Genomic DNA, 24,835 nt, shown 5'->3' on the forward strand with positions numbered 1-24,835 from the left:
AAGACGTTTTGCTGATGCTAAAGAACAGCATGGTTTGCGATGGACTAAGTACAAAGGAATTCAAAAAGTCACCATGGAGACCACGCTTATTTTCGCATGCATGAATTTAAAGAAATTAGCAAATTATTTAGCTGGTTAAGCTGGATATTTTGTTAATTTCTTTAAAATAACAATATTTTTCGAAGAAAAAAGACAAACTCACTTATAAAATTGTGAGTTTGTCTTCAGTCTGAAATAACAGCCGCTTGGCTGTTATTTTCCTTTATTGTAATAAGATTAAATCAATTACTAAAAATTATATCGTTTCCCTGACTTTATCGTCGTCATGACATCAAAATGCTCATCGAGTATAACGATATCCGCATCTTTTCCCTCTTTTATCGAACCTTTAATATCATCTATCTTTAAAGCAATCGCCTGATTTAGACTTGTCACTCGCCAAAGTTCGCTTAAATCTTTCCCACTATATTCTAATAAATGTTTAAGACCATGATTCATCTTTAATACACTACCTGCAAGTGCGCCGGAACTTATTCTAGCTTCTCCATCTTTCACGATAACTGCCTGCCCACCTAGATCATAAACACCATCCGGTTTTCCTTTCGCTCTCATTGCATCTGTAATTAAATAAAATTTCTCATTACCTTTTGTTATTGTGGAAAGTTTTACACTTGCCGGATGCGCATGCAATCCATCTACTATTAATTCCGTATGAATATTATCATTAGTAAGAGCCATTCCTACTACACCAGGTTCACGGTGCTGGAAACCTGAACTGCCATTATAAAGATGTGTAATGTGTCGTGCACCGTTAGCTACTGCTTGTTCCGCCTGTTCATAAGTTGCAGCAGAATGCCCAATTGAAAATATAATCTCAGGGAAACTTTCAATCATTTCTTTTGCACCCTCTTTTTCAGGTGCAAATGTAATAATTTTTATTAAATCTCCTGACTGTTCCTGGAATGTTTTGAGTTGTTCTACATTTGGCTGCTGAACGTATTTAGGATTTTGTGCACCAATTTTCTCCTCAGAAATAAACGGACCTTCTAAATGTACTCCTAATATTTCTGCACCTTCATATTCATCATTGTGCACATTTTTTATATTTTGAAGTGCTTGAATAATATTTTCATTCGATTGTGTCATTGTTGTGGGAAGAAATGATGTTGTGCCCTCGCTTAGCAAAGATTTCGATAAATGCTTTAGTCCCTCAAATGATGCATCCATAGCATCTTCACCATATCCACCGTGAATATGAATATCTATAAATCCCGGCATTATATAAGCATCATGATAATCATATACACTGTCTTCTCCAGAATATAAACCCGTTTGAATGGCTTCTATCTTTTTATTATTAATAACAATATAACCATCAACTATACCTTCTTCAGTAAATATGTTTTTACTTTTAATCACGTAACGCATCAGATCATCTCTTTCTTGTTAGACTTTATAAGAAAATATCAGTAATATCTTATCCATCATTATTTTATCATTAATTTAAAATATCATCATTTTATCCGTCTTAATGTTAAGATGAAACTACAATATCCTTTCAAGGAGGTTCACATGTTTAATCTTCGTTTCGACAACTCTTATTTAAAGTTATCTGATGACTTTTATGAAATTAGTCAGCCCGACAAACCCGCTCAACCTGAAGTCGTTATATTTAATACAAAATTAGCGGAGCAACTTATTATAGATGTATCCATTCAGGATCATCCTGAATACTTATCAGGAAAAGAGATACTGTCCGGGAGTACCCCATCTGCACATGCGTATGCCGGACATCAATTTGGTCATTTCACAATGCTTGGAGATGGACGTGCACATGTACTTGGTGAATATTTGACAGAAGACAATAAGCGTTATGATATACAGTTAAAAGGTTCTGGTCGTACAATCTTTTCTCGTTCAGGCGATGGGCGCGCTGCTATTGGTCCGATGCTTAGAGAATATATTATTAGTGAAGCGATGTATCAATTAAATATTCCTACTACAAGGAGTCTTGCAGTGTCCCTCACCGGAGACAATGTTTACCGTGAAACATCTTTACCAGGTGCTGTACTTGTTCGAATTGCTCAAAGTAATTTACGCGTCGGCACATTTGAATATGCAGTGCGCACTGAGAATAAAGATAATATTAAACAATTAGCAGATTACGCGATATCACGTCATTATCCAGAAATAAAGCACGATCATAATCCATATCTTTCTTTACTTAACATAGTGATTGAAAGGCAAGCTTCTCTTATCGCAAAATGGCAATCGATTGGATTTATCCATGGTGTAATGAACACAGATAATATGACGATTAGTGGTGAAACAATTGATTATGGTCCTTGTGCTTTTATGGATACGTATCATCCATCGACTGTATTTAGCTCAATCGATCAATATGGTAGGTATGCTTACGATAATCAGCCGAGTATCGCACTTTGGAACTTAACACGCTTTGCTGAAACGCTTATTCCATTAATTGATGATAATGAAGTACTAGCAATACAATATGCAGAAACTGCACTTGGTACGTTTCAGGATTTATATATTTCTCATTATACGAAACACTTTGGTCAAAAGATTGGCGTTGAGAACATCCAACAACAAGACTTCCAACTCGTGATTGATTTACTTGCATTATTAGAGAAATATGAATGCGACTTTACTAAGACTTTCAGAAGTTTAGCGACTAACACATTTAAAGAAGAAGTATGCTTTAAACACGATGATGTACAAGCCTGGTATAAACGATGGGAAGATATTATTCAACAGGATGAAACATACGATGCATTTACCTTAATGCAATCTGTCAATCCTTCAGTAATTCCAAGAAATCACCTCGTAGAAGAAGCACTTAGTGATGCTACACTTGCTCAGGATTATACGAAGCTACAACAATTACTTGAAGCATTAAGTCATCCGTTTGATGATTATCATGATGAACAGTATTTAAATCCAGCCCCTCCTACTGACAGAGTATATCAGACGTATTGCGGGACATAAAAAGCATCGTATAATATAACAAGAACATATTATAAGGAGACTTCATATGAATGCATTTGCTAAATTGAGCTTGGCTGGTTTAATTGTCGCCACAACATTCCCATTACATGAGACACATGCAGCTAACCATAGAAGTTGTTCTATTCATGTCGGTAATAAGACAATATCTAAAATCAATGGTATACCTATAGCGAATAAACAATACTATATGTCACGAAAATATAATCCAGGTGCCAATAAAACGATGATTAAGTGGTACAACAAGATGAAAGCAGATGCTAGAAAACAAGGTATCAATCTTGAAATCGTTGGTCAAACTGGAGCATATGGCTATAGATCGTATGCAACACAGCAATATCTTTATAATAGTTATGTCGCATCTTACGGACAAGCTTATGCAAACCGGATTTCAGCAAGACCTGGTACAAGTGAACATCAATTGGGGCTTGCCATGGATATTAAAGATGGCACGAATTATGGTACATTATCGACATCATTTGAATATACCGCTGCGTCAAAATATCTTCAGAAAAATGCTCATAAATACGGATTTATCATCCGATATCTAAAAGGTAAAGAACAAATCACAGGATTTATGTATGAACCTTGGCATATTAGATATGTAGGACGTACACATGCAGCGCGTATCAAGTATAATAACGTAACATTAGAAGAGTATTTTGGTATTCAGGAAAAGAAACGTCTGTCTTCCGGCAACCATACAGTACGTGGTGTGATTTGTAAATACTAATGTTTTGCTCTTACTTAATTATATAACTACTAATTCTCTCATATTAAAAAGTGAAATACGATTAAATATCGCATTTCACTTTTTGCAATAAATAACACATTCAAATCAACTATTTCTTAATCTAGCTTATCTAAAGGTATAACATTATCATAATCAATACCTTCTGCAATCCTTCTCTGATGTGAAATTATATAAAGTTCTGATCTTAATTGAATTATCTCATCATCAGCTAACGGAGTTAAATTAGAACCTGTTTGAAATAAATCGAACACTTCTATATTTTCTTTAGCTGCTTCTTTAAGTTGAATCGTTCCTATATCGACTAACTGATAATTATTTGGTAATTCAGAGATAGGATGGGGTTGTTGATGAATCTCTGCTTGTAAAATAATCATTTCACCTTTTAACGTTGTTCTAAATCTAACAATCTGATTATCACTCGTTTTAAAGTAATGTAGATTGTAATACGTTTTCACTTTAAACGTTGGCAGTATTGGTTGATTGAGGATAAATTTCTTCCACTCTTTATGAAATTCTTCAATCTTCATTAAATATCTGAATAAATTAAGCTTAACACCTATGTTATTTGCATCATGAATAGCATTGCTATATTGGGCAATCTTGTATATTGAGTCAGCTTTAGTCCACGGAAAATAAGGAAATGTCACTAATACTAAATCGATAGGATTAGACCCTTCGAAACGAATCGCCATACCTTTTAGCGGAACTAACTTTGAAATATGATTTTTAGTTGTTAAAGCATCCGATAATCTAACATGAGCCTTGTGATACTGACCTAAAAGCTTTTGTCCTTCAACATTTAGTTTAACTTCTCCAGAATAATTAAATCCTTTCGTATGCGCACGCTTACCACCTTTTGCAGTTTTTGCTAACCTTTCGATGGTCTGGATGATATAAAATGCTTTATCTTTCATAAAATTCCCTCCTTTAGTTTTTAATTACCCTAAAGCAGAGGTTTTTACATCCTTTAGTATTATATGTAAAATGCTGAAACAAATAAAATATACATATTTGATTCGTCTATCGTCTCAAATTATTAGATAACATAATTTGATACAATACATTCTTTGCTGATAGAATTCTATTTTCTTTCCAGTTCATAACATCTCTCCTAAGGTTAATATTTTTATGTATGTATATATAAAAAGCGAAACCCGAAAATTTTTTCGAATTTCGCTTAGATATGGTAAATCGAAGATTTACTTACTTATGCACCAGACCTTTTTGAATTAATAATTCCATCATAAATCTGAAAAGTACCTATGCCCATTACTGCATTGCCTATCCAGAATTGCTAGTATATCTGACTACTTTCTTTATGCGTCGGTAAGTAAAAATAAACATGGCATTATAAAAAGTCACAAGCCACATATCGCACTTAATAAAACACCATCAGATGCTAAACAAATTTCTTTTGTCATCTAATCATAACAGTGTTCCCACTACAAAAACTAATAAAATATAATCACGTCAATAAAAATTGTCAGACCAGTCTCAAATATATAGCCAAATCAGTTTTATATCTTTTCAGATTTATCGCTTTTGAGCAATGTATTGCTCTCCTAACTTATCCTTAAATAATTACTCCGGTTTTAATACGACTTTAATATTATTATCTCGTTTTTCATCAAATACTTTATAAGCCTCATCGGCTTTTTCTAAAGGAAAAGTATGTGTGATAATTTCAGTTGGATCAAATACTTCATCTTTAATCATTTCATATAATTTAGGCATTAAATGAATGACTGGTGCTTGACCCATAGTTAGACGAACATTACGATTAAATATTACGTCGATTGGGAAATTATCAGCCGGTGTACCATAAATTCCTGTCAGTTGAATCGTGCCAAATTTACGGACTGATTCTGAAGCAGTAATAATCGGACTGATTGTTCCTCTCTGTTGAGATTTTTTTGAAAGTTTTGGTTCTGGACTTGATTGTACGCCATCAAAACCAACACAGTCAATAACTACATCAGCACCACCACTTGTTTGTTCTTTTAATAGCTTTCCTATTTCTTTTTCTTTATCGAAATTATAAACTTCCGCCCCATTATATTTTTTGGCATGCTCTAGTCTATGTTCGACATTATCGATTGCTATAACACGATCAGCACCTTTTAGCTTTGCAAATTTTTGTGCCATTAATCCAATAGGACCACATCCTAATACAATAACAGTATCTCCTGCTTTCACACCTGCATGTTCAACACTCCAATATGCAGTAGGTACTACATCAGATAAAAACAATACTTGGTCATCTTTTAAATCACTATCCGGGACTACAAATGAAGAAAAATCAGCATAAGGAACTCTTAAATATTCTGCTTGTCCCCCCCAGAAATTTCCGTGCATCTTCCCAAAACCAAATAATGCACCGTTATCCATCTTCCAGTTGGCAGGTTCTTCATTAGATTGATCACATTGCGATTCCATTTGATTATTACAGTAGAAACAATCACCACAACCTATATTAAACGGAATGACTACACGATCACCTTTTTTCAGTTTTTTAACGTCTTTACCTACTTCTTCAACAATACCCATCGGCTCATGTCCGATAACAAAATCTTTATCCATAAACATATCGCCTTGATGATATAAATGTAAATCCGACCCACAAATACCTGAAGCAGTAATCTTAATAATTGCATCAGTTGGCTCAATTATCTTTGGATCTGCAACTTTTTTTACTTTCATTTTCTTCTTGCCTTGAAATGTTACTGCCTTCATATACAACACTCCCCAATTATAATATGTTACATACGTAATTAATACCACATACTTTGAGTAATTAAACATCTCAATTTAAATAACTAGCAGTGTTTGGAATCATCTCTACATTCCTTGTAGCGACATTTAGAAAACATAGTGAAAAACGTACCGAATTACCTGCTTAATATTAATACAACGAGTATTTTTATATATTTTTATTGTTAGTCTCTAGAGTAACCTTCTTTAGCCTTATTTAAAATCCAGTTGCCCCCATTTAAATAACTCGCATAACTCAACCACATCACATAAGGAACCATCAAGTTTCCTGCAGCTCTATCCATCTTATAAAATTTCGTAGCAGTGATACTCCCTGCAGCTAATAATGCATAACTTTCTAGTAATGATGCTTTTCTGAATTTTAGATTAAAATATAGCATAGACCATATATAATTCAAGCCTAGCTGGGTATAATGTGCACGCTTAAGTTCACTGCTTTCAGTCTCATTTTTAGCGTTATCCATCGCTCTTTGATACGCCACACCCATCGATGTATATAATATTGGCCAAATAATAGGAAAAGCAATTGCAGGTGGTGAAAATGGTGGTTTTCTATAATGTTTATAATCATCTTTCGCCTTAGTTGTTAGTCTTCCAACGATTAAACCTCCAGCGAGTGGTATAAGTGTTCTAGTTATTTTCTTAGTATTCGTCATTTTTTCACCTCCATAATACGTATACCTAAAATTAAGTAGATAAATAATGAAACACCAAAAAAAGTATTTGCCTTTCATTAATACTATATTGCAGTAAAAAAAGATGTTTGATACAATGTCACTTTACAGCGTTAAAACGAAAGGGTGTAATTGTGCATAAAAATAAACATTGGAATTCTTCTCTTGGATTTATCCTTGCTAGTGCAGGATCAGCAATCGGCCTTGGTGCCATTTGGAAGTTTCCTTACATAGCAGGACAATATGGTGGTGGAGCATTTTTAATTCAATTCATTTTGTTCACTTTATTGATTGGACTTCCATTGCTTATCGTTGAATTTTATATTGGGCATGCCGGCAAGACTTTTTCATTAACAATCTTTAGCAAACTATCAGGTTCAAAATTCATGGACTTAATTGGTCTTTGGGGAAATATTGCTGCATTCATTTTATATGCATTCTATAGTGTTATTGGTGGATGGATTATTTTATTTATAGGCTATTATTTGGGGATTATCTTTAATGTCTTCGAACTTCAATTAGATTATTTTCAGCAAATGATCGCCAATCCTTTATTATCTATTCTCGGTGCATTACTATTTATAATGCTCACAGAAGTGATCGTATCATTCGGTATTCAAAATGGTATAGAGAGAGCCTCAAAAATAATGATGCCATTATTATTTTTGTTATTTTTAATTATTGTTGGACGTGCACTGATGTTAGAAGGGGCTATCGAAGGACTAAAATATTTTTTAATTCCTAGGTTTGAGGATTTATCTATAGAAGGTACCCTTTATGCTATGGGACAGTCTTTCTTTGCTTTATCACTCGGAACAACCGGTATGATTACTTATGCATCTTACACTAAAGATGATACAAATGTTATTCAGTCTGCATTATGGATTGTAATAATGAACTTATTAATTTCTATTCTTGCTGGTCTCGCAATTTTCCCAGCTGCAAGCGCATTAAATATTGAAGTAGAAGCAGGTCCTGGATTATTATTTTTAGTATTACCAAAATTATTTGAAAAAATGACTTTCGGTTTTGGATTCTATATGTTATTTTTAATACTATTTTTATTTGCTGCTTTGACTTCTTCTATCTCACTATTAGAACTGAATCTTTCTAACTTAATTAAAAATAATGAAAATAAGCGCAAAAAATATGCATTACTGCTGAGTTTAGCTGTATTTATCACAAGTATTTTTCCTGCTTTATCATTTGGTATTTATAAAGATTTTAAGTTTGGTGCAGGAACAATATTTGATAATATGGACTTTCTAGTATCAAATATTATGATGCCGCTTGGTGTATTATTTACAACATTATTTTGTGGGTTTGTACTAGACAAACAATTATTATTCTCTATCTTTACGCGTAACAGTCAACACAGCAAATTATTTAACCTATGGTATACCTTAATAAAATATATTCTGCCTATTGTCATTATAATTGTGTTTGTAACACAGTTAATTTAATCTCATAATCCTATATTGATCCGTTTTAATGACAACTAGATCAAAGAATATTAAGAAGCGCTTAAAATGTAGAAACAGGCATTGTATTATTTATACAATGCCTGTTTCAGACTGTAGACAAAGTCTGAATCACTACCTTTCGTAGTGATTTTTATAGTTTTATATTACGATCTTTCCATTTTACTTCTTTTCTTATATAGATTGCTACAATTGATTTCAAAAATACATATACGAAATATACAAGTACAACTGGGTAGCATATTGCAGTGAGTAGCTTAAAGCTTCCAACCAAACAGGACATTCTGTAGAGCAAAGATACATATAACAAATAAACAATCAAAATCGTTGTGTATTGTGTAGGATGGATAAAGATTAATAGCGGTAAAAACGCCCCTGAAATCCAGCATACAATAAGTGCTAATACACGCTTATCTGTTCCAGCAGAACCGGCAGCAAAATGCTTCATCCACCCGCTCGTCATCGCAGCTAATCCTTTAGGATACATACGAAAATGAATAACATTTTTGCCAATATAATTATACAGATTAAAATGATGTGCCTTAAATGCTGCACCTAGACCAAAACCTTCAATCAGTTGACCGGAAGCTGCACGGTGCCCATCCGTTATAAAATAACCCTCTTTACTGCATATCACACACGGTCCGAATACGCCTTCTTGACCTTTAAAAACGGAGGTAGCATTCAGTCCTAATACTGTAAGGAGATTAAAATACAATGAACCTTGTTCATACCATTGTTTCATTTCATGATAGGGTTGTATGGACATCAACCCTTCTTTGTACATACCAGCAATACGTTGAATCGATTTTTTGTCATAGAACCATGTATCAGCATCTATAAAGAGAAGAATTTCTCCATCAGCCGCTTCAGCACCTTTATAACAAGCCGCTGATTTCCCTCTCCAATCCGAATGATCATCTGTACGAATGACTTTAGCACCTAAAGATTGTGCGATTTGAGCAGTATGATCAGTTGAGCCATCATCTACTACGATACATTCATATACATCTGATAAATCAAATGAATGAAGCAATTTCTGTAAATTATGTGCTTCATTACGGGCGGGTATAATTACACTAATCTTGCGATTCGCTATAGGCTGTGCATTAACTAAGGGCCTACGAACAAATAGTAGTAATCCAGCTAGAATACTTAATGATGCCCATAAAATAATCATCGTTCTTGTTCCTTAATCATTCTTCCTACCTGCTGTCCACTAAGCGTAACCATCGGCATACCTCCTCCAGGATTGACCGTGCCACCGACAAAATAGAGATTATCATAGTGTTCACTATGTTTTCTATGCTTAAAACCCTTATTACTCTTGCGATCAGATAACGTACCATAGATTGCACCACGATGTGAGAGATAAGTCTCTTCAATATCATGTGGTGTCCACATATCCTCCGTTACAATATGACGACGTAAATCCTTAAGTCCCATATTCTCAAGTTTTACAAGTACATTCTGTCTTAGCTCCTGATACGCGCTTTCTGTGAATGGATTGTCTTGTATATAAGGGATATGCGGTAAGATTTTAATATTTTCGTGCCCTTTTGGTGCTTGTGCTTTGTCTGTTTTATTGGTATTTACAACATAAATTGTAGGGTCCACTGGCAGCTTTTTCTCATGAAATACACGCTCAAAATTTTTCTTCGAATCATTAGAAAAGAAGAAATTATGATGCTGTAACTGAGGGTACTCCTTATTTACACCAATGTGTAAAACCAGACCTGAACTTGCAGGTTCAAACTTTTTCTTCAGTGCATCTAAATTGCGAGGAGGGTCCACTAACTTTTCATACAGAGGAATCACTTCCATATTAGACACAAAGTAATCTGCTGTTACGCGTTTGCCATTCTTTAATTGCATCGCTACGATTCGTTTGTCTTCGGTTTCTAAACTTACAATTTCGCTATCTGTATAAAGATGCACACCTATCTCCTCTGCAAGCTTCACAATTGCATCTGCTAATAGATGCATACCACCAGGAACATACCACTCTCCTTGCTCATGCTGCATATGACTCATCATATTAAGTACAGCAGGAGCATCGTAGGAAGAAGAGCCAACATACTTGATGAAATACCCAATCATATCTCTAAATTCTTCATTAGAAATATAGCGATTAATTGCCTGTTGCATTGTACTGAAATAATCAAAACCTTTAAGTGCCTTAACTGGCCCATGATATTTGATGAGCTTTAGCTTCGTATCTATCCCACGTTCAAAGTAACTATCCTTTGTCAGCTCATGGATACACCCTGCATAGGACAGAAAATTTCTGTACTCCTCTATATCCTGTGCTGTTAAATACTGATTATTCGCTTGCATCTCTTCAAGATCTCTATATAGATCATAGATGTGACCTGATGGAAAGAAGCATCTCCATTGCAAGGGCAGCTCAACGATGTCTACATAATCTTCCATACGCTTTTTACTACCCTTGAATAAGTTTTCAAAAATATAGGGCATCGTAAGGATAGATGGGCCAAGGTCAAAACCAAATCCATCCTGCGTGAGACGATTCAGTTTTCCACCAAAATGATTGTTCTTCTCATATAAGGACACATTAAATCCAGCTTGTCTTAAGGTGATTGCAGCAGATAAGCCTCCAAGTCCACCACCTATCACAACAATATTTTTATTATTCATGTCCTTCCTCACTTTCTTTTCAGATATGAAATAGCTTCTTTCTTCAATCGATATTTATCTAAAAGAGAGACATGATTTCTTTTTGTAAAGCAATCATAGTCATTTCTTCTAATCTCATTTAATATCTCTTTGTACACTAACATAGAAAGTAATAACGGCATCCTCGCCTCTTGTTTATAATGCGTAATAGAGTGACAAAACTCGTCATACAATCTTTCTGCGTATTGTGCAAGAGTCTCCCACATCCCCACAAATGCACTATTGACTTCATGGGATTCAAGGTCTTGTTGTGTATAATTCCATTGACGCATTATCTGTGCTGGGAGATAGATACGTTGATGAACTTTAAAGTCTTCTCCAATATCTCTCAATATATTAGTAATTTGCATAGCAACACCTAATTTTTCTGCATTTTGCTTCAATTCCAAAGTAACATCTTCAGATAGGATGGGTAACAACATTCTCCCGACTGAACCTGCAACATATTGACTGTAACGCTCTAAGTCCGCCATTGTTTCAGGTTGTGTATATACTAAATCCATCTGCTGACCTGCTAGTTGCATCTTAAACGCAGAAATTTCTAGAGGATATCGATAGCGTACATCAGCTAGTGCACGCCACATCGGTTGGTCAATTATCAAGCCTTGCTCAAACTGTTTAAACTGATCGCTAAGGGTATCGAGCTCTGCTTTTCTATATTGAACTGATTCTTTCTGATCCACCATGTCATCAGCCATGCGACAAAAAGCATAGACTGCATAGACGGCCTTTGCATCATTTTTAGGGAGCTGCTTGAAACCATAATAGAAAGATTTTGAATGCTGTTTAATAATAGCCTCACAGTATTGGTAATCTTTATCGATTGTACTCATAACCTCACCTACTTTCGATCATCTAGTATCAATTCACCTACAGCAATCTTAGATGATAACAGTACAATTGGTACACCTGCTCCTGGATGCGTACTACTACCAGTAAAGTATAAGTGCTCACAGTGTGTTGCTTTACTTTGAGGACGAAGATGATTACTTTGAAATAGTGTAGGCTGTAAGCCGAATGTCGCACCATTATAAGCATTAAAGTTTTTCTTGAACTCAGCTGGTGTCATCATCATTTCAGTGATAATTTCATCTCTGATATTATTCATGCCAGGCAATTTTTCAAGTTTGTCTAGAATTTTCTCTTTATAAAATGACCTTGTTGCGTCGTTCCATTCATATTGGGCAGTAGAAAGTTCTGATACTGGCATCAGCACATATAACCCGTCTTTACCCGGAGGTGCAAGTGATGGATCGATTTTAGAAGCGATATACATATAGATTGAAGGATCTTCTACCTTACGACCATCAAAGATTTGTTTGATGTTGTCATCTAAGTCCTCAGAGAAAATAAAGTTGTGAATATTATCAATCTCGTGAAATTTACGGTCAACACCGAGATAGAGGACAAAGCATGAACATGAGTAGTCTAGTTTATCTATCTTCTCATCGGTATACTTTCCTTTTGATTCTTTTGATGTTACAAGTGACTTCATAGCATATGGAAAATCAGCGTTACACATAACGTAATCAGAAGGTATCAATTCATCATCCACTATAATTCCTTTAGCGATGCCATCTTCTATCTTGATTTCTTCCACTGCTTTACCATAATGAATTTTACCTCCTAGTTCTTTGAATAGACGTTCCATCGCTGTTGCCATCGTATGCATACCGCCTTTAATGAACCAAATACCATACAAAAATTCAATCATAGGAATAATCGTATATAATGACGGGCTCTTAGAAGGTGAGATACCGATGTACAGTGTCTGGAAGCTGATCATATCTCTGAGTCGCTTATTCTTTATATATTTGTTCATCGTGCTCTCTGCATTGCCAAGCGTTCTTAACTTTAACCCTTGATTAATCATATTAAGGTTGTAGAAGTCTTTCTTAGTTCTGAAAGATCTTTGCAAAAAATAGTTCTTAGCAATATTGAAACGGCTGTACAAATCACTGATATACCTTAAAAAACCTTCAGCGTCTTTTTCGCTCGACATCTCAAAGAGCTGCATGAGTTCTACCAGATCATTGGAAACATCGATCTTTTCACTACCATTGTTAAAAAATCCTGAGAACATGGGATTGAGCTTCTGCATCGGTATATAATCGTCTGGATTCCTACCTGCAAGTTCAAAGACTTCACGATACAACTCGGGCATCATTACAATCGTCGGACCTACATCAAAAAAGAAACCATCCTTTTCGATTTGATGCATTTTCCCTCCAGGCAAATGCTCTTTTTCATAGATTTCAACTTCATATCCCTCGTGCTGCAAACGTATTGCGCTTGCAAGCCCTGCAACCCCTGCACCTATAACGATAACTCTTTTCATATGGTCACTCCCTATCCGTTTCTTTGCTGATACCATGCCCACACATCCTTTTGAAGCACATATTGGACAGACTTCAGGTCTTGAATACTTGTCTTTCCAACCATGGTGCTCAGTAGTATAAGCTGCTCATTAAGATAATCTATATACTCTATGGTTGCTTCTATACCACTCTCTTGCAATTTAAGTAATATAGGTCTCGATAACCCTACAGCTTGTGCACCAAGTACAAGGCACTTTAATACATCTAGGGGATTTCTAATGCCACCACTAGCTAAAGTTTCTAGTGCTATATTCTGACTTTCTATAAGTGAGATAGCAGTCGACTGACCCCAATCCTTCAAGTAGTCAAATTCTTTCATCGTTCTTCTTTCATTCTCAATATAGATAAAATTTGTGCCTCCACTACCACTCACATCTATAGTTTTTACACCGGCTGCTTTAAGCGCCAGCATCGTCTCTCGACTCATTCCAAATCCTACTTCTTTAACGATGACAGGCACACCTATAGACGTAACAATAGCTTCAATATTTTCAAGCCATCTGCTGAAAGTTCTATTTCCTTCTGGCATAACAAGTTCTTGTGGTGCATTAACATGAATCTGTAGCGCATCTGCTTGTAATAAATCTACGGCCCTTTTGGCAAATTCTGTCGATACATCTGCCCCAACATTACTGAACAAAGGGCCTTTATAGATTTCTCGAACAATAGCATAAGTTTGAGCTAAAGTATTATCTTTCAAAGCAGCATGTGTTGATCCTACAGCTATTGCGGTATTTGTTTCACGTGCAACTATTGCAAGCTTCTTATTAATTTCTCCTGCCCGCATACTCCCCCCTGTCATCGCATTGATATAAATCGGTGTTGCAAGTTTAATACCTTGAATTTGCGTTTCTAAATTAATATCCTTAACATCACATTGTGGTAGTGATTGATGAATCAGTTTAATAGAATCAAAATCAGACTGAGATACACTAGGATGGTCCAGCGCTAATTGAATATGCTCATCTTTTCTCTTAGTACGTTTATCCACTTAATCTTCCTTTCTTAACGTTATTTGTGCTTACGTTGCTTGTAATAATAGAGTCTCTCGATTTTCGGTCTATTATATCGCTGCGTTATGATAAATGGAAAATTACTACAAAATGCATAGATGACATTGATCCATGCTGCAAAACGTGGATTAAACAAGAAAAATAAAGGCGCAGGCAATATTGATATCCAATGTGTGAACTCTGCACGTCGCATTTCTATAATAAACTTGCTTAACGTGTTCATATTAAAATCAGGTAATGTCTTTTTATTATAATTTCTTTTCATAAGTGAAGCACCATCTGGTAGATATGCTTTCCATTGCTTAACTTTAAATAAATGATTCCATATTTCTCCGGAACGCTCAAATTTAAACGTCTTAAATAATCTGCTGTTTCGATGAAAAAAGTCATCTGATATTCGTGCCGATAATGAGGCGATAATAAGGTGAGCACTTAGCCAAACAATACTATTTTTGACGATTAATTTAATAGACCTCATATGTCCTCCTTTACAAAAAAACCAGCTGTCACGCAGCTGGGCCCGTAGTCGGTAACCATCATTATGTTACCGACTGTTATTTCAATTTTATCACTGTAAAATTATACAGCAAGGTATTATATATAATATTAATATATTTTTATACTAACACCGATATTCTTACACACAATAGCTATAGAGATAGTAGTGTTGCTTTCAACCAGTAACTCAGCATATACCTAATGCCTAACCAGCTATGCTATAATTCCGAGAAACCTTTAAACGACGCAGCGCTATGTTATCTTATTATGATTATCACCTTTAATCACCTGCAAAAACTCATCTCCCCAATTACAAATCGAAAAAACTACTCCATCAAGTTTCAACCCTATTTCTGTCAATTTGTAATCTACCTTAGGTGGCACTACTGGGTACACTGTTCTTTCAATGATTTTGTCTTGTTCCAGCTCGCGAAGTTGTCTGATTAACATACGCTGATTGATATCAGGAAGTTTATTTTGTAACTCACTTAATCTTAATCTGTCCTCATGCAAAAGATGATAGATGATTGCAATTTTCCATCGACCTCCAATTACAGATAATGCCAAATCTTTCGATGTATAGAATTCCTTATTATTATATTCAATGAACATATTCATTCCTCTTTTCTATGGTGACGAAAATGTCAGTATTGTTATTTGTAATCCATAGTATCATAATAGAGTTATAAAAGATAGATAGGAGAAATTATTATGAAATTACAATTAGCAATCGATTTATTAGATCAAGTAGAGGCAGCAAAGCTAGCTCAAGAAGTAGAAGAATTTATTGATATCGTAGAAATTGGAACACCTATCGTTATAAACGAAGGGCTATCTGCCGTTGAACATATGAGTAAATCAGTTAATAACACACAAGTATTAGCAGACTTAAAAATTATGGATGCTGCTGGATATGAAGTAAGCCAAGCGATAAAGTTTGGTGCTGATATCGTAACAATCTTAGGAGTGGCTGAAGATGCTTCAATCAAAAGCGCTATTGAAGAAGCACACAAACACGGTAAAGAACTATTGGTTGATATGATCGCAGTTCAAAATTTAGAACAGCGTGCAGCTGAATTAGATAAAATGGGTGCTGATTATATCGCAGTTCACACTGGATATGATTTACAAGCTGAAGGTGTATCACCTTTAGAAAGTTTACGTACTGTGAAATCAGTGATTTCAAATTCTAAAGTAGCTGTAGCTGGAGGTATTAAACCTGATACAATCGAAACAGTAGCAGCCGAAAAACCTGACCTAATTATCGTAGGTGGCGGTATCGCGAATGCTGATGATCCAAAAGCTGCTGCTAAAAAATGTCGTGAAATCGTTGATGCACATGCTTAATCATTTTGAATTAATTTTAAATGAAATAAAGCAGACATTATCACATGTTGATGTAGCAGAATCAGAGAAATTTTCAAAAGATCTTATGGATGCATCATCAATATTTGTAGCCGGTAAAGGCCGTTCTGGTCTTGTCATTAAGAGCTTTGCCATGAGATTAAATCAATTAGGCAAAAAGGCTTATGTCGTGGGTGAAACAAATACACCATCAATCCAGAAAAATGATGTGTTCGTTATAGCGTCAGGTTCAGGCTCTACAGCTCATTTAAAATTTCTCGCACAAACAGCGAAAGATAATGAAGCATATGTGTTATTATTATCAACAAAAGACGAATCACCCATTGCTGATATTGCAGACCTAACCATCGTATTACCTGCTGGTACAAAATACGATGCAGAAGGTTCAAAACAACCTTTAGGCAGTCTCTTTGAGCAAAGCAGTCAAATCTATTTAGATAGCGTCGTGTTAACGATTCAAGAAGCACTGAATGTTGATGAAGTTACAATGCAGAATAATCATGCAAATTTAGAGTAATAAAAATCCGAAACAATAATAAAACGCTCTCTATAATTATAGGGAGGCGTTTTAATGTTAAGAAAAAATTAAATCACTTATGATAACCTTCTGCTTATCAGTTATGGAAGTGATGTAGTATCAGCAATAAATCCACTGGCAATAATAAAAGGGGAAATCACATTTTTATTAAATCCTAGATTCCTTACCATCGCTAATACAATTGGCGTTAAGATTAAAGCTGCACCATCATTTGCGAAAAATGCAGCTATTATTGATCCTAATAGCATGATATATATAAACATTTTTAAGCCGTTACCGTTTGAAGCTTTGACCATATGTATTGTAGATCATTCAAAAAATCCAATCTCGTCTAATATTAATGAAATAAGAATAACAGCTACAAATGTGAATGTGGCGTTCCAAACGATCCTGTTACCTCTAGTACATCAGAAAAGCTAACAACACCTGTATCAATAGAAATGACCGCACCAATTAAAGCCGTGATACCAATATCTAAACCTTTAGGTTGCCATATCACAAAGATTAAAGTTAAAAAAAATTACAACTGCTAAAGTTGTCATCATCAACATTCACCTGATTTCATATTATTACATACACAGCGTTGGTTAATAGATTAACACCTATATAGATATATGTATATATAGGTGTTTGACTGTATCGTAATTACAAGTATTAAAATTGTGATGACGAGTAGTTAATGTCGTTTCAATAAAAAAAGGCACATCCACATTATTGAACAATTCTTCAATATGTGATGTGCCTTTGTTACATTTTTATATAATTAAATATTAAATAAATCATTAAATGATTCTATCATAGTAGGATGTGTATATATATTGTCACGTAAAATTGTATAGTCAATATTTTGGTCAATTGCTACTTTTATTATATTAATAATCTCCTCGGATTGTAAACCATATAAGGTAGCGCCAAGTATTTTATTTGTTGTTGCGTCTATCACAACTTTAAACAGACCTCTAGGGTCATTATTAATTTTGTGACGAGGTATATTATTTACTGGTAGTTTACCTTCTTTAATTTCATACCCTTGTTCTTTTGCTTCTTTAGCAGTCAATCCTACACGAGATAATGGAGGATCTATAAATACCGTATAAGGTACTGCACCTCTATTTTCTGTTGTGCGTGCACCTGAACCGAATAATTTGTCTTTAACAATTCTAAAGTCATCTAAAGAAATGTAAGTGAATTGCATGCCACCTTTTACATCACCTATTGCATAGATATGTTGTACAGCTGTTTCCAACTGATTATTGACTTCTATTTCGCCACGTTCACCTAGTTTAATATCAGTATTTTCTAAATTTAAGTCAGTATTTGGCTTTCTACCAATTGCGAGTAATACCGCTTCTGCTTCAAAATCACCTTTATTCGTTTTAGCGATTGTATATCCATCTTTATCTTCAAATTCTGAAGTTTGAGCGCCTAACTCGAATTTTACACCTTTATCTTCTAAATCTTTAATCACATGTGAAACGATTTCTTCATCTTCTCTTGCCATTAAATTGTCATTCACTTCTAATACAGTCACTTCTGTACCAAAGTTCGAAAACATAGATGCGAATTCTAAGGAAATGTATCCTCCGCCAACAATAACTAACCGTTTAGGTTGCTCTTTTAAATTCATTATTCCTGTAGAATCATATAAATGTTTAGATTCATTAATGCCTTTGATATCAGGAATAACAGGTGTTGCACCAGTATTTATCACAATGTCATCTGCTGTTAAAGTATCTACAACTTTGCCTTGTTCATCTAACAAGTCTACTTCCGTATTGGATTTAAACCTAGCTTTAAAATCTAATACTGTTATATTTTCATCGTCTGTTAAGTTATGATAATTCTTTTTATTAAGAGCCACTACAACTTCTTCTTTTCGCTCAAATGCTTGATTGAACGATCCACTTTCTAATCCTTCGTGCACTAATGTTTTAGATGGAATACAGCCGATATTGATACATGTACCACCATACATTTTTTTGGATTGTTCAACAACTGCTACTTGCTTCCCTTGAGCTGAAGCTGTTTTTGCTAGTGTTTTTCCACCTTTACCAAACCCTAAAATTAATAAATCATACTTTTTCATTGTAACCCTCCATTAATATATCGTTTAATATGTCACCAATAGAAATATTTTGATAATATTTTTCTATTATTTCAAATTCTTTTCGATGGTAGTTTGACATTACTCGACTCATTTCATTTGAGATTTTACAGTCACTTTCTTTTGTACCTGTATAAATTCTGCCAAACGATTGACTAGAAGCGAATAATTTAAATAAATTGGATAATGGCGTATCTAACACATTACCATTTATACGATACCCTCCATATTTGCCCTTTTGTGTAGTAATGTAACCTTCTTCTAATAGTTTGCTCATAACCCTTCTTAATTGCACAGGATTAACACAAACTTTTGATGACAATTCGACACTACTAAATCTTTCAGATGAATGTTTACTTAAGAAAGTTAATACGTGAACTGCGATATTAAATTCTAAATTCAATGAATCATCTCCTTTTTTAAATGTAACTATAATAATTACATTTAAACATATCTACTTCTTAAGTTCAAATAAAAAAATCACACCTATAATGACGTGATTTTTATTATAAAAATTATTGATTGTTGTTAATATAAGAATCTGGATTAACTGAATATTGATTACCTACGCCACCTTGCATACGTTGGAAATGTAAGTGTGGTGCCGTTGAATTACCAGTATTACCTGATTGTCCTATTTGTTGGCCTGCTTTCATATTTAAATTATATAATATTTGAATTTTTCTCACATTAAAAATATAAAAATGATTCTATTAACATATATTTTCTGCGGTACTGATTATTACTCGGTTAAACTTGCAGTAATTCTATAAAAAAATCGCATCACTTATGATACGACTCAGCGTATCGGTTAATCCTGAGATTCCAAAATGCTCCATAAACCTCATTACTTGTGATACGATTGCCCTAACCAGTGATATTGCTAAAAAAAAACGATATCAACAAAACGTTGATATCGTATTCTTATGCCACTGCTTAAATGTTCTTGCTTTATCATTATTCAAATATGAAGAATTGTAATTTCATCAATCATGAGCCTTACACTTTTATACTAGGTATAACATTTAACAGTGCATTTTTATTACTTTATGCCAGTTATCTAACTCATTCTCTATATCTTAAAATATAGCTTTAAAAGCTTCCTGACTTGAATAATCAATAACAAATTCTTTTATAATATTATGGGTTTGTATATGGTTAAAATCTTTAAATACATTAGGCTTGCTGTTCATTATTGTTCTTGTTTCTTTATCTTCTACATCAATCAAAACGTGGAGTTTTGTGGGCAGTATAAACCCTTTTGATTCATAATCGCCTGCACCGATTTCATAATGAATTTTATATTTTCCCCAGCTGATATGGAAAAGCTGAAAATAAAATGCTTTTGCCGTCACTTTTCTATATACATGAAAGCTAGTCTCTTCTTCTTCTATAGCTGGAAAAATCTTTTTTCCAACTTTATCTTTTCAATTTTGTCTGCTAAAATGTCTAACTGTTGTTCTCCATTCTTCACAATTTCAGTCAATTCTGCTGAATGCTTACTATTGAAGAGCGCCCATTCATTATTCAACTCCATCGCTTCCCCTCACTATAGGTGTTCCACTTTATATAGCTCACGCCAAAACTAATAATCAAAAAACTGCCATCCACTGTCTCTGGACAGATACGATGGCAGCGATAATATGACTTTATTTAGGAAGCTTGGAAGCAAGGACGTCAATATTTTCAATCACTGGTGGCTCTGCGAAAAGTTCAGGAGCTTTCTCCATCAATGCCGCAGCCACTTGACCAGAAAGGTGTGCTTGACGACCTGTGTCGTCCGGGAATGCGTCAAAGATGCCGTATGTCGTAGGTCCAAGTCGGATCGCAAACCATGCGATCGTTTCTGACTCCTCCTGAACTACAGGTAGGGCCCCACGTAGGAAGCTTTCAACTTCCTCTTCTTTTCCAGGTTTTGCTTCAAGTCGAACCAATAGCGCTACATTAACCATTTTTCTACCTCCTCCTCAAATTAGAAATTTCATCCATGATAAAGTCTATAGTATGCTAGGTGTTTGTGTATATTCTATTTCAATAATGCTAATGATTCACGATTAAAATCTTCTAAGTCGTCAGGTGTACGTGATGTTACGATACTACTATCTACAACAACTGATTCGTCTACTACTGTTGCACCTGCATTCTCTAAATCTTTACGTACAGATAAGTAACCCGTTAGTTTTTTACCTTTTAATAAATCTGTATCGATTAATAACTGTGGTCCGTGACAGATTGCAAATACAGGTTTTTCATTAGAAACAAATCCTTTTGTAAATTCACCGAATCGTCCTTGCTCATCACCACGTAACATATCTGGTGAGAATCCGCCTGGAATGAATAATGCATCGAAGTCATCAGGTTTAACGTCATCGATTGCTTTATCAATCGTTACTTCAGTATTCCCTTGTTTACCTTTTACTGTACTACCAGCTTCTTTACCAATAACAGTAATTTCATGTCCTTCTTTTTCAAAAGCCTCAGCCGGGCTCGTAAATTCTATATCTTCAAATAAATTATCTAATACTACTGCGATTTTCTTAGTCATAATATAAATTCCTCCTAATTCAATAGTGAGTTCGTAATCAATATGTGAGAACTATAATTCTATTTTACTTTTAATATATACACATTAAAAATATATTGCTCAATTATATCAAACTACTTAAACGTTTAATTTTATGAATAATTACTCCGGTTTAAATACGACTTTAATATTTCTCGTTTTTCATCAAATACTTTATAAGCCTCATCGGCTTTTTCTAAAGGAAAAGTATGTGTGATAATTTCAGTAGAATCAAATACTTCATTTTTTAAATCACTATCTGCCACAACAAAAGAAGAAAAAAAGATTTATCAGCTATGTGAATACCTATTAATTCACTATCTTTATTAAGGATAGGGGCCCATATTGCCCAAACGAAGTATCAGCTTAGTATATCTTCTTATTACATATACTTGCTTTTACTTTACCATCACTAAAAATATCTTACTTTTTTCACTACTAAATACACTCCCCTTATTTTTGAATGTAATTAGATAAATGTTTCCCAGTTACGCTATCTTGTATGCTAAGGACACCTTCTGGGTAACCACTGTATAATAATCTTCCTCCTTGTTGACCAGCAGCTGGTCCCATATCAATTAACCAGTCTGCTTCTGTCATCATTGACAAGTTATGCTCGATTAGAACGACGGTATTACCTTCATCCACTAATTGATTAAATAATTCTATCAGCACATGGATATCCCTTTCATGTAACCCTGTTGTTGGTTCATCAAAAATAAAGATGTGGTCAGTCACTTGATTGATTAAATACGCACTGAGCTTTACACGTTGAATTTCTCCACCTGAAAGTGTGTCCAATGATTGTCCAAGTGTCATATAGCCTAGACCAGTGGCAGCGAGGGATTTTAATATCTCCAGAATTTTATGATGTGTATTGAAATAATTTATTCCTTCTTCGACCGTTAATTGTAAGACATCTGCAATAGAGTAACCATCTACTTTAGCATCCAGTACTTCCTGTCTATAACGTGTTCCATGACATACTTCACAAACTTGTGAAAAATCGGGCATAAACGCAAGTTCTGTTTTAAGAATTCCTTTTCCTTTACAGTTTGGACAAGCACCTTTAGAATTATAGCTGAACATACTTTTCTTTAGCCCTGTCTCCTTACTGAAAAATGCTCGTAATTCATCAAATGTATTGGTATAAGTTAATATATTTGAACGATTTGAAGCATTAATAGCTTTTTGATCGATGAATATAACGTTTTTAATCTGTTTAAACCCAGTCTTTATGAGCGTACTCTTACCAGAACCAGCAACCCCTGTAATAACAGAAATAGCATTTTTAGGGAGATACACTTCAACATTTTTGACGTTATTTTTTGTAACTGGACCGATATGAATCATTTCTTGAGATGACCTTGGAACTTTTAGTTGATGTTTTTCTTTGAGTTCTTGTCCAGTCGCAGTGTGGGAGTCGAGAAGTTGATCGTATGTTCCTTCAAATGTAATTCTACCCCCATTTTTACCGGCCCCTGGTCCTACGTCAACAATGTGATCTGCAATCTTAATAATATCAGGATCGTGTTCAACCACAATAACTGTATTTCCTTTATCCCGAATAGACATAATTATGCGATTGATATTTTCAATATCTTCAGGATGCAGTCCAACACTCGGTTCATCGATAATGTATACGAGATCGGTCAGTGGGCTACTTAGATGACGAATAAGCTTAATACGCTGAGATTCACCACCTGATAATGTAGGTGTTTCTCGACCAAGTGTCAAATAACCAAGTCCAATATCAACTAGAGATTGAAGTTGCTGTTTAAGCGGCTTTACAATATATGCAGCTGTTTTATCAGTAAGGTGGTCTAAAAACAGGATATTTTCTACGATACTTTGATTTGTAAAATCAGCAATATCTGCACCGTTAATTTTGCAACTTAAAATACGTTGATTTAAACGTTTTCCGTGACAGTCAGGACAAACCATTGTCGTTACAACACGCTCATATTCATCCGGCCACCTGCTCTTTTCATAGCCATCATTAATAATAAACAGTCGCCTGAATCGATAGACGACCCCTTCATATTTTGCAGTACGGGGCCATTCTTCAGGAGGATTGGTCAGTTTGGTCGGCTCTAAATAAAGTAATTGATGCATCTCTTCCTTCGAATAATCTTTCAGCTTCTTATCATTATCAAATAGACCCGAATGCGTATAGCTTTTACCACGCCAGTGATCTGGTCCGAATGTAGGAAAATTAATTCCATGTTCGTTTAAAGATTTGTCATAATCCAGCAATTCATCGATATCAATTTCCTCGACATATCCTAAGCCTTGGCATCTCTCACACATTCCTGACGAATTATTGAATGAAAATTCATTTGAATATCCGACAAATGGTTGACCAATACGAGACCATAGTAGACGAACAGCAGAATAAATGTCGGAAATTGTACCTACTGTAGAGCGCGAGTTACCACCAAGTCTTTTCTGACTAATGACCATTGAAACAGGAAGATTTTGAATAGAATCTACATCAGGTTTCTCATAATGAGTCAATTGATTCTGTATATATGTAGAATAAGTTTCATTGAGTAGACGCTCAGATTCAGCTGCAATCGTACTAAATACTAATGAAGATTTTCCAGATCCTGATTTTCCTGTAAAAACGGTCAATTGATGCTTTGGAAGACTTAACGAAACATTTTTTAAATTATTTTGTCGTGCACCTTTGATGATGATATTTTTCATCCCAAACTTCCTCTCCATAATTAAATATATTTATATTTTTTACCTTTCTAACGAGAAATAAGTTTATAATTATCAATTTTAAAGTTCCAAATTTTTAGCTGAATTTCCGATTATATTTTATTAAAAAATTTAGGGAAATTCTATAATCAAGTTAGCCACCTACAGTGTGCTTTAAAAAATTTAAATGTACGCAGATTGTAAAATTAAGCTAGACAACTAAAAAAGCCTTCTGTGCTAAACTCAATATGTATTTCCGACCAAAGAA

Annotated in this window: 26 protein-coding genes and 1 pseudogene; 6 read left to right on the forward strand and 21 right to left on the reverse strand. The window is 34.6% G+C overall.

What is annotated here, in order from left to right:
- A partial coding sequence (locus BHX94_RS12945; protein ID WP_146606913.1) for a transposase occupies positions 1 to 139 on the forward strand: 139 nt, incomplete at its 5' end.
- 149 nt (positions 140 to 288) lie between these two features.
- Here the strand turns inward: BHX94_RS12945 and nagA are convergent.
- Positions 289 to 1,431 carry an N-acetylglucosamine-6-phosphate deacetylase gene (gene nagA / locus BHX94_RS10285; RefSeq protein ID WP_111746456.1) on the reverse strand — a complete coding sequence of 381 codons (1,143 nt, stop codon included), beginning with the start codon at positions 1,429 to 1,431 and terminating at the stop codon, positions 289 to 291.
- 141 nt (positions 1,432 to 1,572) lie between these two features.
- On the opposite strand from nagA, the gene BHX94_RS10290 reads away from it, so the two are divergent.
- Complete coding sequence (locus BHX94_RS10290) at positions 1,573 to 3,006, forward strand: protein adenylyltransferase SelO (RefSeq protein WP_111746458.1); 1,434 nt, start codon at positions 1,573 to 1,575, stop codon at positions 3,004 to 3,006.
- 46 nt (positions 3,007 to 3,052) lie between these two features.
- Positions 3,053 to 3,757: a M15 family metallopeptidase gene (locus BHX94_RS10295; RefSeq protein ID WP_111746459.1), complete on the forward strand. Its 705-nt coding sequence runs from the start codon at positions 3,053 to 3,055 to the stop codon at positions 3,755 to 3,757.
- 116 nt (positions 3,758 to 3,873) lie between these two features.
- Here the strand turns inward: BHX94_RS10295 and BHX94_RS10300 are convergent, their stop codons facing one another.
- The 3 genes from BHX94_RS10300 to BHX94_RS10310 form a co-directional block, all read right to left on the reverse strand.
- Positions 3,874 to 4,692: a catalase family protein gene (locus BHX94_RS10300; RefSeq protein WP_111746461.1), complete on the reverse strand. Its 819-nt coding sequence runs from the start codon at positions 4,690 to 4,692 to the stop codon at positions 3,874 to 3,876.
- A gap of 667 nt (positions 4,693 to 5,359) precedes the next feature.
- A complete protein-coding gene (locus tag BHX94_RS10305; protein WP_111746463.1) occupies positions 5,360 to 6,511 on the reverse strand; it encodes an alcohol dehydrogenase catalytic domain-containing protein in 1,152 nt (383 codons plus the stop codon).
- Positions 6,512 to 6,714: 203 nt separating this feature from the next.
- The gene (locus BHX94_RS10310; protein ID WP_111746465.1) at positions 6,715 to 7,206 is read right to left on the reverse strand and encodes a TspO/MBR family protein; all 492 of its coding nucleotides are present in this window, start codon (positions 7,204 to 7,206) and stop codon (positions 6,715 to 6,717) included.
- Positions 7,207 to 7,358: 152 nt separating this feature from the next.
- Here BHX94_RS10310 and BHX94_RS10315 point away from each other — a divergent pair, with 152 nt between their 5' ends.
- Positions 7,359 to 8,687 (forward strand): sodium-dependent transporter, encoded by a 1,329-nt coding sequence (locus BHX94_RS10315; RefSeq protein WP_111746467.1) that lies wholly within the window; start codon positions 7,359 to 7,361, stop codon positions 8,685 to 8,687.
- A gap of 151 nt (positions 8,688 to 8,838) precedes the next feature.
- Here the strand turns inward: BHX94_RS10315 and BHX94_RS10320 are convergent, their stop codons facing one another.
- From BHX94_RS10320 to BHX94_RS10350, 7 genes are all read right to left on the reverse strand, one after another.
- On the reverse strand, positions 8,839 to 9,885 hold the full coding sequence (locus BHX94_RS10320; RefSeq protein WP_111746469.1) for a glycosyltransferase family 2 protein: 1,047 nt from the start codon (positions 9,883 to 9,885) through the stop codon (positions 8,839 to 8,841).
- On the reverse strand, positions 9,882 to 11,363 hold the full coding sequence (locus BHX94_RS10325; protein WP_111746471.1) for a phytoene desaturase family protein: 1,482 nt from the start codon (positions 11,361 to 11,363) through the stop codon (positions 9,882 to 9,884). The genes BHX94_RS10320 and BHX94_RS10325 overlap by 4 nt, the downstream gene beginning before the upstream one ends.
- An 8-nt stretch (positions 11,364 to 11,371) precedes the next feature.
- Positions 11,372 to 12,235, reverse strand: coding sequence for a phytoene/squalene synthase family protein (locus BHX94_RS10330; RefSeq protein ID WP_111746473.1), 864 nt, complete (start codon positions 12,233 to 12,235; stop codon positions 11,372 to 11,374).
- Between the two features lie 8 nt (positions 12,236 to 12,243).
- On the reverse strand, positions 12,244 to 13,740 hold the full coding sequence (locus BHX94_RS10335) for a phytoene desaturase family protein (protein ID WP_096077689.1): 1,497 nt from the start codon (positions 13,738 to 13,740) through the stop codon (positions 12,244 to 12,246).
- Between the two features lie 11 nt (positions 13,741 to 13,751).
- Positions 13,752 to 14,771 (reverse strand): type 2 isopentenyl-diphosphate Delta-isomerase, encoded by a 1,020-nt coding sequence (gene fni / locus BHX94_RS10340; RefSeq protein WP_111746475.1) that lies wholly within the window; start codon positions 14,769 to 14,771, stop codon positions 13,752 to 13,754.
- 20 nt (positions 14,772 to 14,791) lie between these two features.
- Entirely contained in the window at positions 14,792 to 15,271 is a 480-nt protein-coding gene (locus BHX94_RS10345; protein ID WP_111746477.1) for a glycosyl-4,4'-diaponeurosporenoate acyltransferase CrtO family protein, read from the reverse strand.
- Positions 15,272 to 15,543: 272 nt separating this feature from the next.
- Positions 15,544 to 15,903 (reverse strand): winged helix-turn-helix transcriptional regulator, encoded by a 360-nt coding sequence (locus BHX94_RS10350; RefSeq protein ID WP_096077692.1) that lies wholly within the window; start codon positions 15,901 to 15,903, stop codon positions 15,544 to 15,546.
- A 99-nt stretch (positions 15,904 to 16,002) separates the two neighbouring features.
- On the opposite strand from BHX94_RS10350, the gene hxlA reads away from it, so the two are divergent.
- Both hxlA and hxlB read left to right on the forward strand, forming a co-directional pair.
- Positions 16,003 to 16,638 carry a 3-hexulose-6-phosphate synthase gene (hxlA, locus tag BHX94_RS10355; protein WP_012655948.1) on the forward strand — a complete coding sequence of 212 codons (636 nt, stop codon included), beginning with the start codon at positions 16,003 to 16,005 and terminating at the stop codon, positions 16,636 to 16,638.
- Complete coding sequence (hxlB, locus tag BHX94_RS10360; RefSeq protein ID WP_111746479.1) at positions 16,625 to 17,173, forward strand: 6-phospho-3-hexuloisomerase; 549 nt, start codon at positions 16,625 to 16,627, stop codon at positions 17,171 to 17,173. The genes hxlA and hxlB overlap by 14 nt, the downstream gene beginning before the upstream one ends.
- 104 nt (positions 17,174 to 17,277) lie before the next feature.
- Here hxlB and BHX94_RS10365 read toward each other — a convergent pair.
- From BHX94_RS10365 to BHX94_RS10400, 10 genes and pseudogenes are all read right to left on the reverse strand, one after another.
- Positions 17,278 to 17,736, reverse strand: a pseudogene (locus BHX94_RS10365) (ArsB/NhaD family transporter); the annotation flags it as partial.
- 221 nt (positions 17,737 to 17,957) lie between these two features.
- Positions 17,958 to 19,280, reverse strand: a complete 1,323-nt coding sequence (merA, locus tag BHX94_RS10370; RefSeq protein WP_111746481.1) for a hypothiocyanous acid reductase MerA — start codon at positions 19,278 to 19,280, stop codon at positions 17,958 to 17,960.
- Positions 19,267 to 19,701: a redox-sensitive transcriptional regulator HypR gene (hypR, locus tag BHX94_RS10375; RefSeq protein ID WP_002511808.1), complete on the reverse strand. Its 435-nt coding sequence runs from the start codon at positions 19,699 to 19,701 to the stop codon at positions 19,267 to 19,269. Before hypR ends, merA begins: the two co-directional genes overlap by 14 nt.
- A 112-nt stretch (positions 19,702 to 19,813) precedes the next feature.
- On the reverse strand, positions 19,814 to 19,996 hold the full coding sequence (locus BHX94_RS10380) for a M23 family metallopeptidase (protein ID WP_146606921.1): 183 nt from the start codon (positions 19,994 to 19,996) through the stop codon (positions 19,814 to 19,816).
- A 381-nt stretch (positions 19,997 to 20,377) separates the two neighbouring features.
- Positions 20,378 to 20,653 (reverse strand): hypothetical protein, encoded by a 276-nt coding sequence (locus BHX94_RS10385; RefSeq protein WP_111746483.1) that lies wholly within the window; start codon positions 20,651 to 20,653, stop codon positions 20,378 to 20,380.
- A 35-nt stretch (positions 20,654 to 20,688) separates the two neighbouring features.
- The gene (locus tag BHX94_RS12895) at positions 20,689 to 20,835 is read right to left on the reverse strand and encodes a hypothetical protein (protein WP_170120828.1); all 147 of its coding nucleotides are present in this window, start codon (positions 20,833 to 20,835) and stop codon (positions 20,689 to 20,691) included.
- A gap of 112 nt (positions 20,836 to 20,947) precedes the next feature.
- Positions 20,948 to 21,250, reverse strand: coding sequence for a putative quinol monooxygenase (locus tag BHX94_RS10390; protein WP_111746484.1), 303 nt, complete (start codon positions 21,248 to 21,250; stop codon positions 20,948 to 20,950).
- 74 nt (positions 21,251 to 21,324) lie between these two features.
- Positions 21,325 to 21,843 (reverse strand): type 1 glutamine amidotransferase domain-containing protein, encoded by a 519-nt coding sequence (locus BHX94_RS10395; RefSeq protein ID WP_111746486.1) that lies wholly within the window; start codon positions 21,841 to 21,843, stop codon positions 21,325 to 21,327.
- Between the two features lie 131 nt (positions 21,844 to 21,974).
- On the reverse strand, positions 21,975 to 22,127 hold the full coding sequence (locus BHX94_RS12900; RefSeq protein WP_170120829.1) for a hypothetical protein: 153 nt from the start codon (positions 22,125 to 22,127) through the stop codon (positions 21,975 to 21,977).
- A 187-nt stretch (positions 22,128 to 22,314) separates the two neighbouring features.
- Complete coding sequence (locus BHX94_RS10400; RefSeq protein WP_111746488.1) at positions 22,315 to 24,570, reverse strand: ATP-binding cassette domain-containing protein; 2,256 nt, start codon at positions 24,568 to 24,570, stop codon at positions 22,315 to 22,317.
- Between the last annotated feature and the right edge of the window lie 265 nt (positions 24,571 to 24,835).

Source organism: Macrococcoides bohemicum, assembly GCF_003259675.1.
Classification (GTDB): Bacteria; Bacillota; Bacilli; order Staphylococcales; family Staphylococcaceae; genus Macrococcoides; species Macrococcoides bohemicum.

What these genes read in the sequence shown, in the direction of transcription:
- BHX94_RS10290 (WP_111746458.1), top strand. Translation starts at nt 1,573, where the DNA reads ATGTTTAATCTTCGTTTCGACAACTCTTATTTAAAGTTATCTGATGAC.
- BHX94_RS10295 (WP_111746459.1), top strand. Translation starts at nt 3,053, where the DNA reads ATGAATGCATTTGCTAAATTGAGCTTGGCTGGTTTAATTGTCGCCACA.
- BHX94_RS10300 (WP_111746461.1), bottom strand. Translation starts at nt 4,692, where the DNA reads ATGAAAGATAAAGCATTTTATATCATCCAGACCATCGAAAGGTTAGCA.
- BHX94_RS10305 (WP_111746463.1), bottom strand. Translation starts at nt 6,511, where the DNA reads ATGAAGGCAGTAACATTTCAAGGCAAGAAGAAAATGAAAGTAAAAAAA.
- BHX94_RS10310 (WP_111746465.1), bottom strand. Translation starts at nt 7,206, where the DNA reads ATGACGAATACTAAGAAAATAACTAGAACACTTATACCACTCGCTGGA.
- BHX94_RS10320 (WP_111746469.1), bottom strand. Translation starts at nt 9,885, where the DNA reads ATGATTATTTTATGGGCATCATTAAGTATTCTAGCTGGATTACTACTA.
- BHX94_RS10325 (WP_111746471.1), bottom strand. Translation starts at nt 11,363, where the DNA reads ATGAATAATAAAAATATTGTTGTGATAGGTGGTGGACTTGGAGGCTTA.
- BHX94_RS10330 (WP_111746473.1), bottom strand. Translation starts at nt 12,235, where the DNA reads ATGAGTACAATCGATAAAGATTACCAATACTGTGAGGCTATTATTAAA.
- BHX94_RS10335 (WP_096077689.1), bottom strand. Translation starts at nt 13,740, where the DNA reads ATGAAAAGAGTTATCGTTATAGGTGCAGGGGTTGCAGGGCTTGCAAGC.
- BHX94_RS10345 (WP_111746477.1), bottom strand. Translation starts at nt 15,271, where the DNA reads ATGAGGTCTATTAAATTAATCGTCAAAAATAGTATTGTTTGGCTAAGT.
- BHX94_RS10350 (WP_096077692.1), bottom strand. Translation starts at nt 15,903, where the DNA reads ATGTTCATTGAATATAATAATAAGGAATTCTATACATCGAAAGATTTG.
- hxlA (WP_012655948.1), top strand. Translation starts at nt 16,003, where the DNA reads ATGAAATTACAATTAGCAATCGATTTATTAGATCAAGTAGAGGCAGCA.
- hxlB (WP_111746479.1), top strand. Translation starts at nt 16,625, where the DNA reads ATGCACATGCTTAATCATTTTGAATTAATTTTAAATGAAATAAAGCAG.
- merA (WP_111746481.1), bottom strand. Translation starts at nt 19,280, where the DNA reads ATGAAAAAGTATGATTTATTAATTTTAGGGTTTGGTAAAGGTGGAAAA.
- BHX94_RS12895 (WP_170120828.1), bottom strand. Translation starts at nt 20,835, where the DNA reads ATGGAGTTGAATAATGAATGGGCGCTCTTCAATAGTAAGCATTCAGCA.
- BHX94_RS10390 (WP_111746484.1), bottom strand. Translation starts at nt 21,250, where the DNA reads ATGGTTAATGTAGCGCTATTGGTTCGACTTGAAGCAAAACCTGGAAAA.
- BHX94_RS10395 (WP_111746486.1), bottom strand. Translation starts at nt 21,843, where the DNA reads ATGACTAAGAAAATCGCAGTAGTATTAGATAATTTATTTGAAGATATA.
- BHX94_RS10400 (WP_111746488.1), bottom strand. Translation starts at nt 24,570, where the DNA reads ATGAAAAATATCATCATCAAAGGTGCACGACAAAATAATTTAAAAAAT.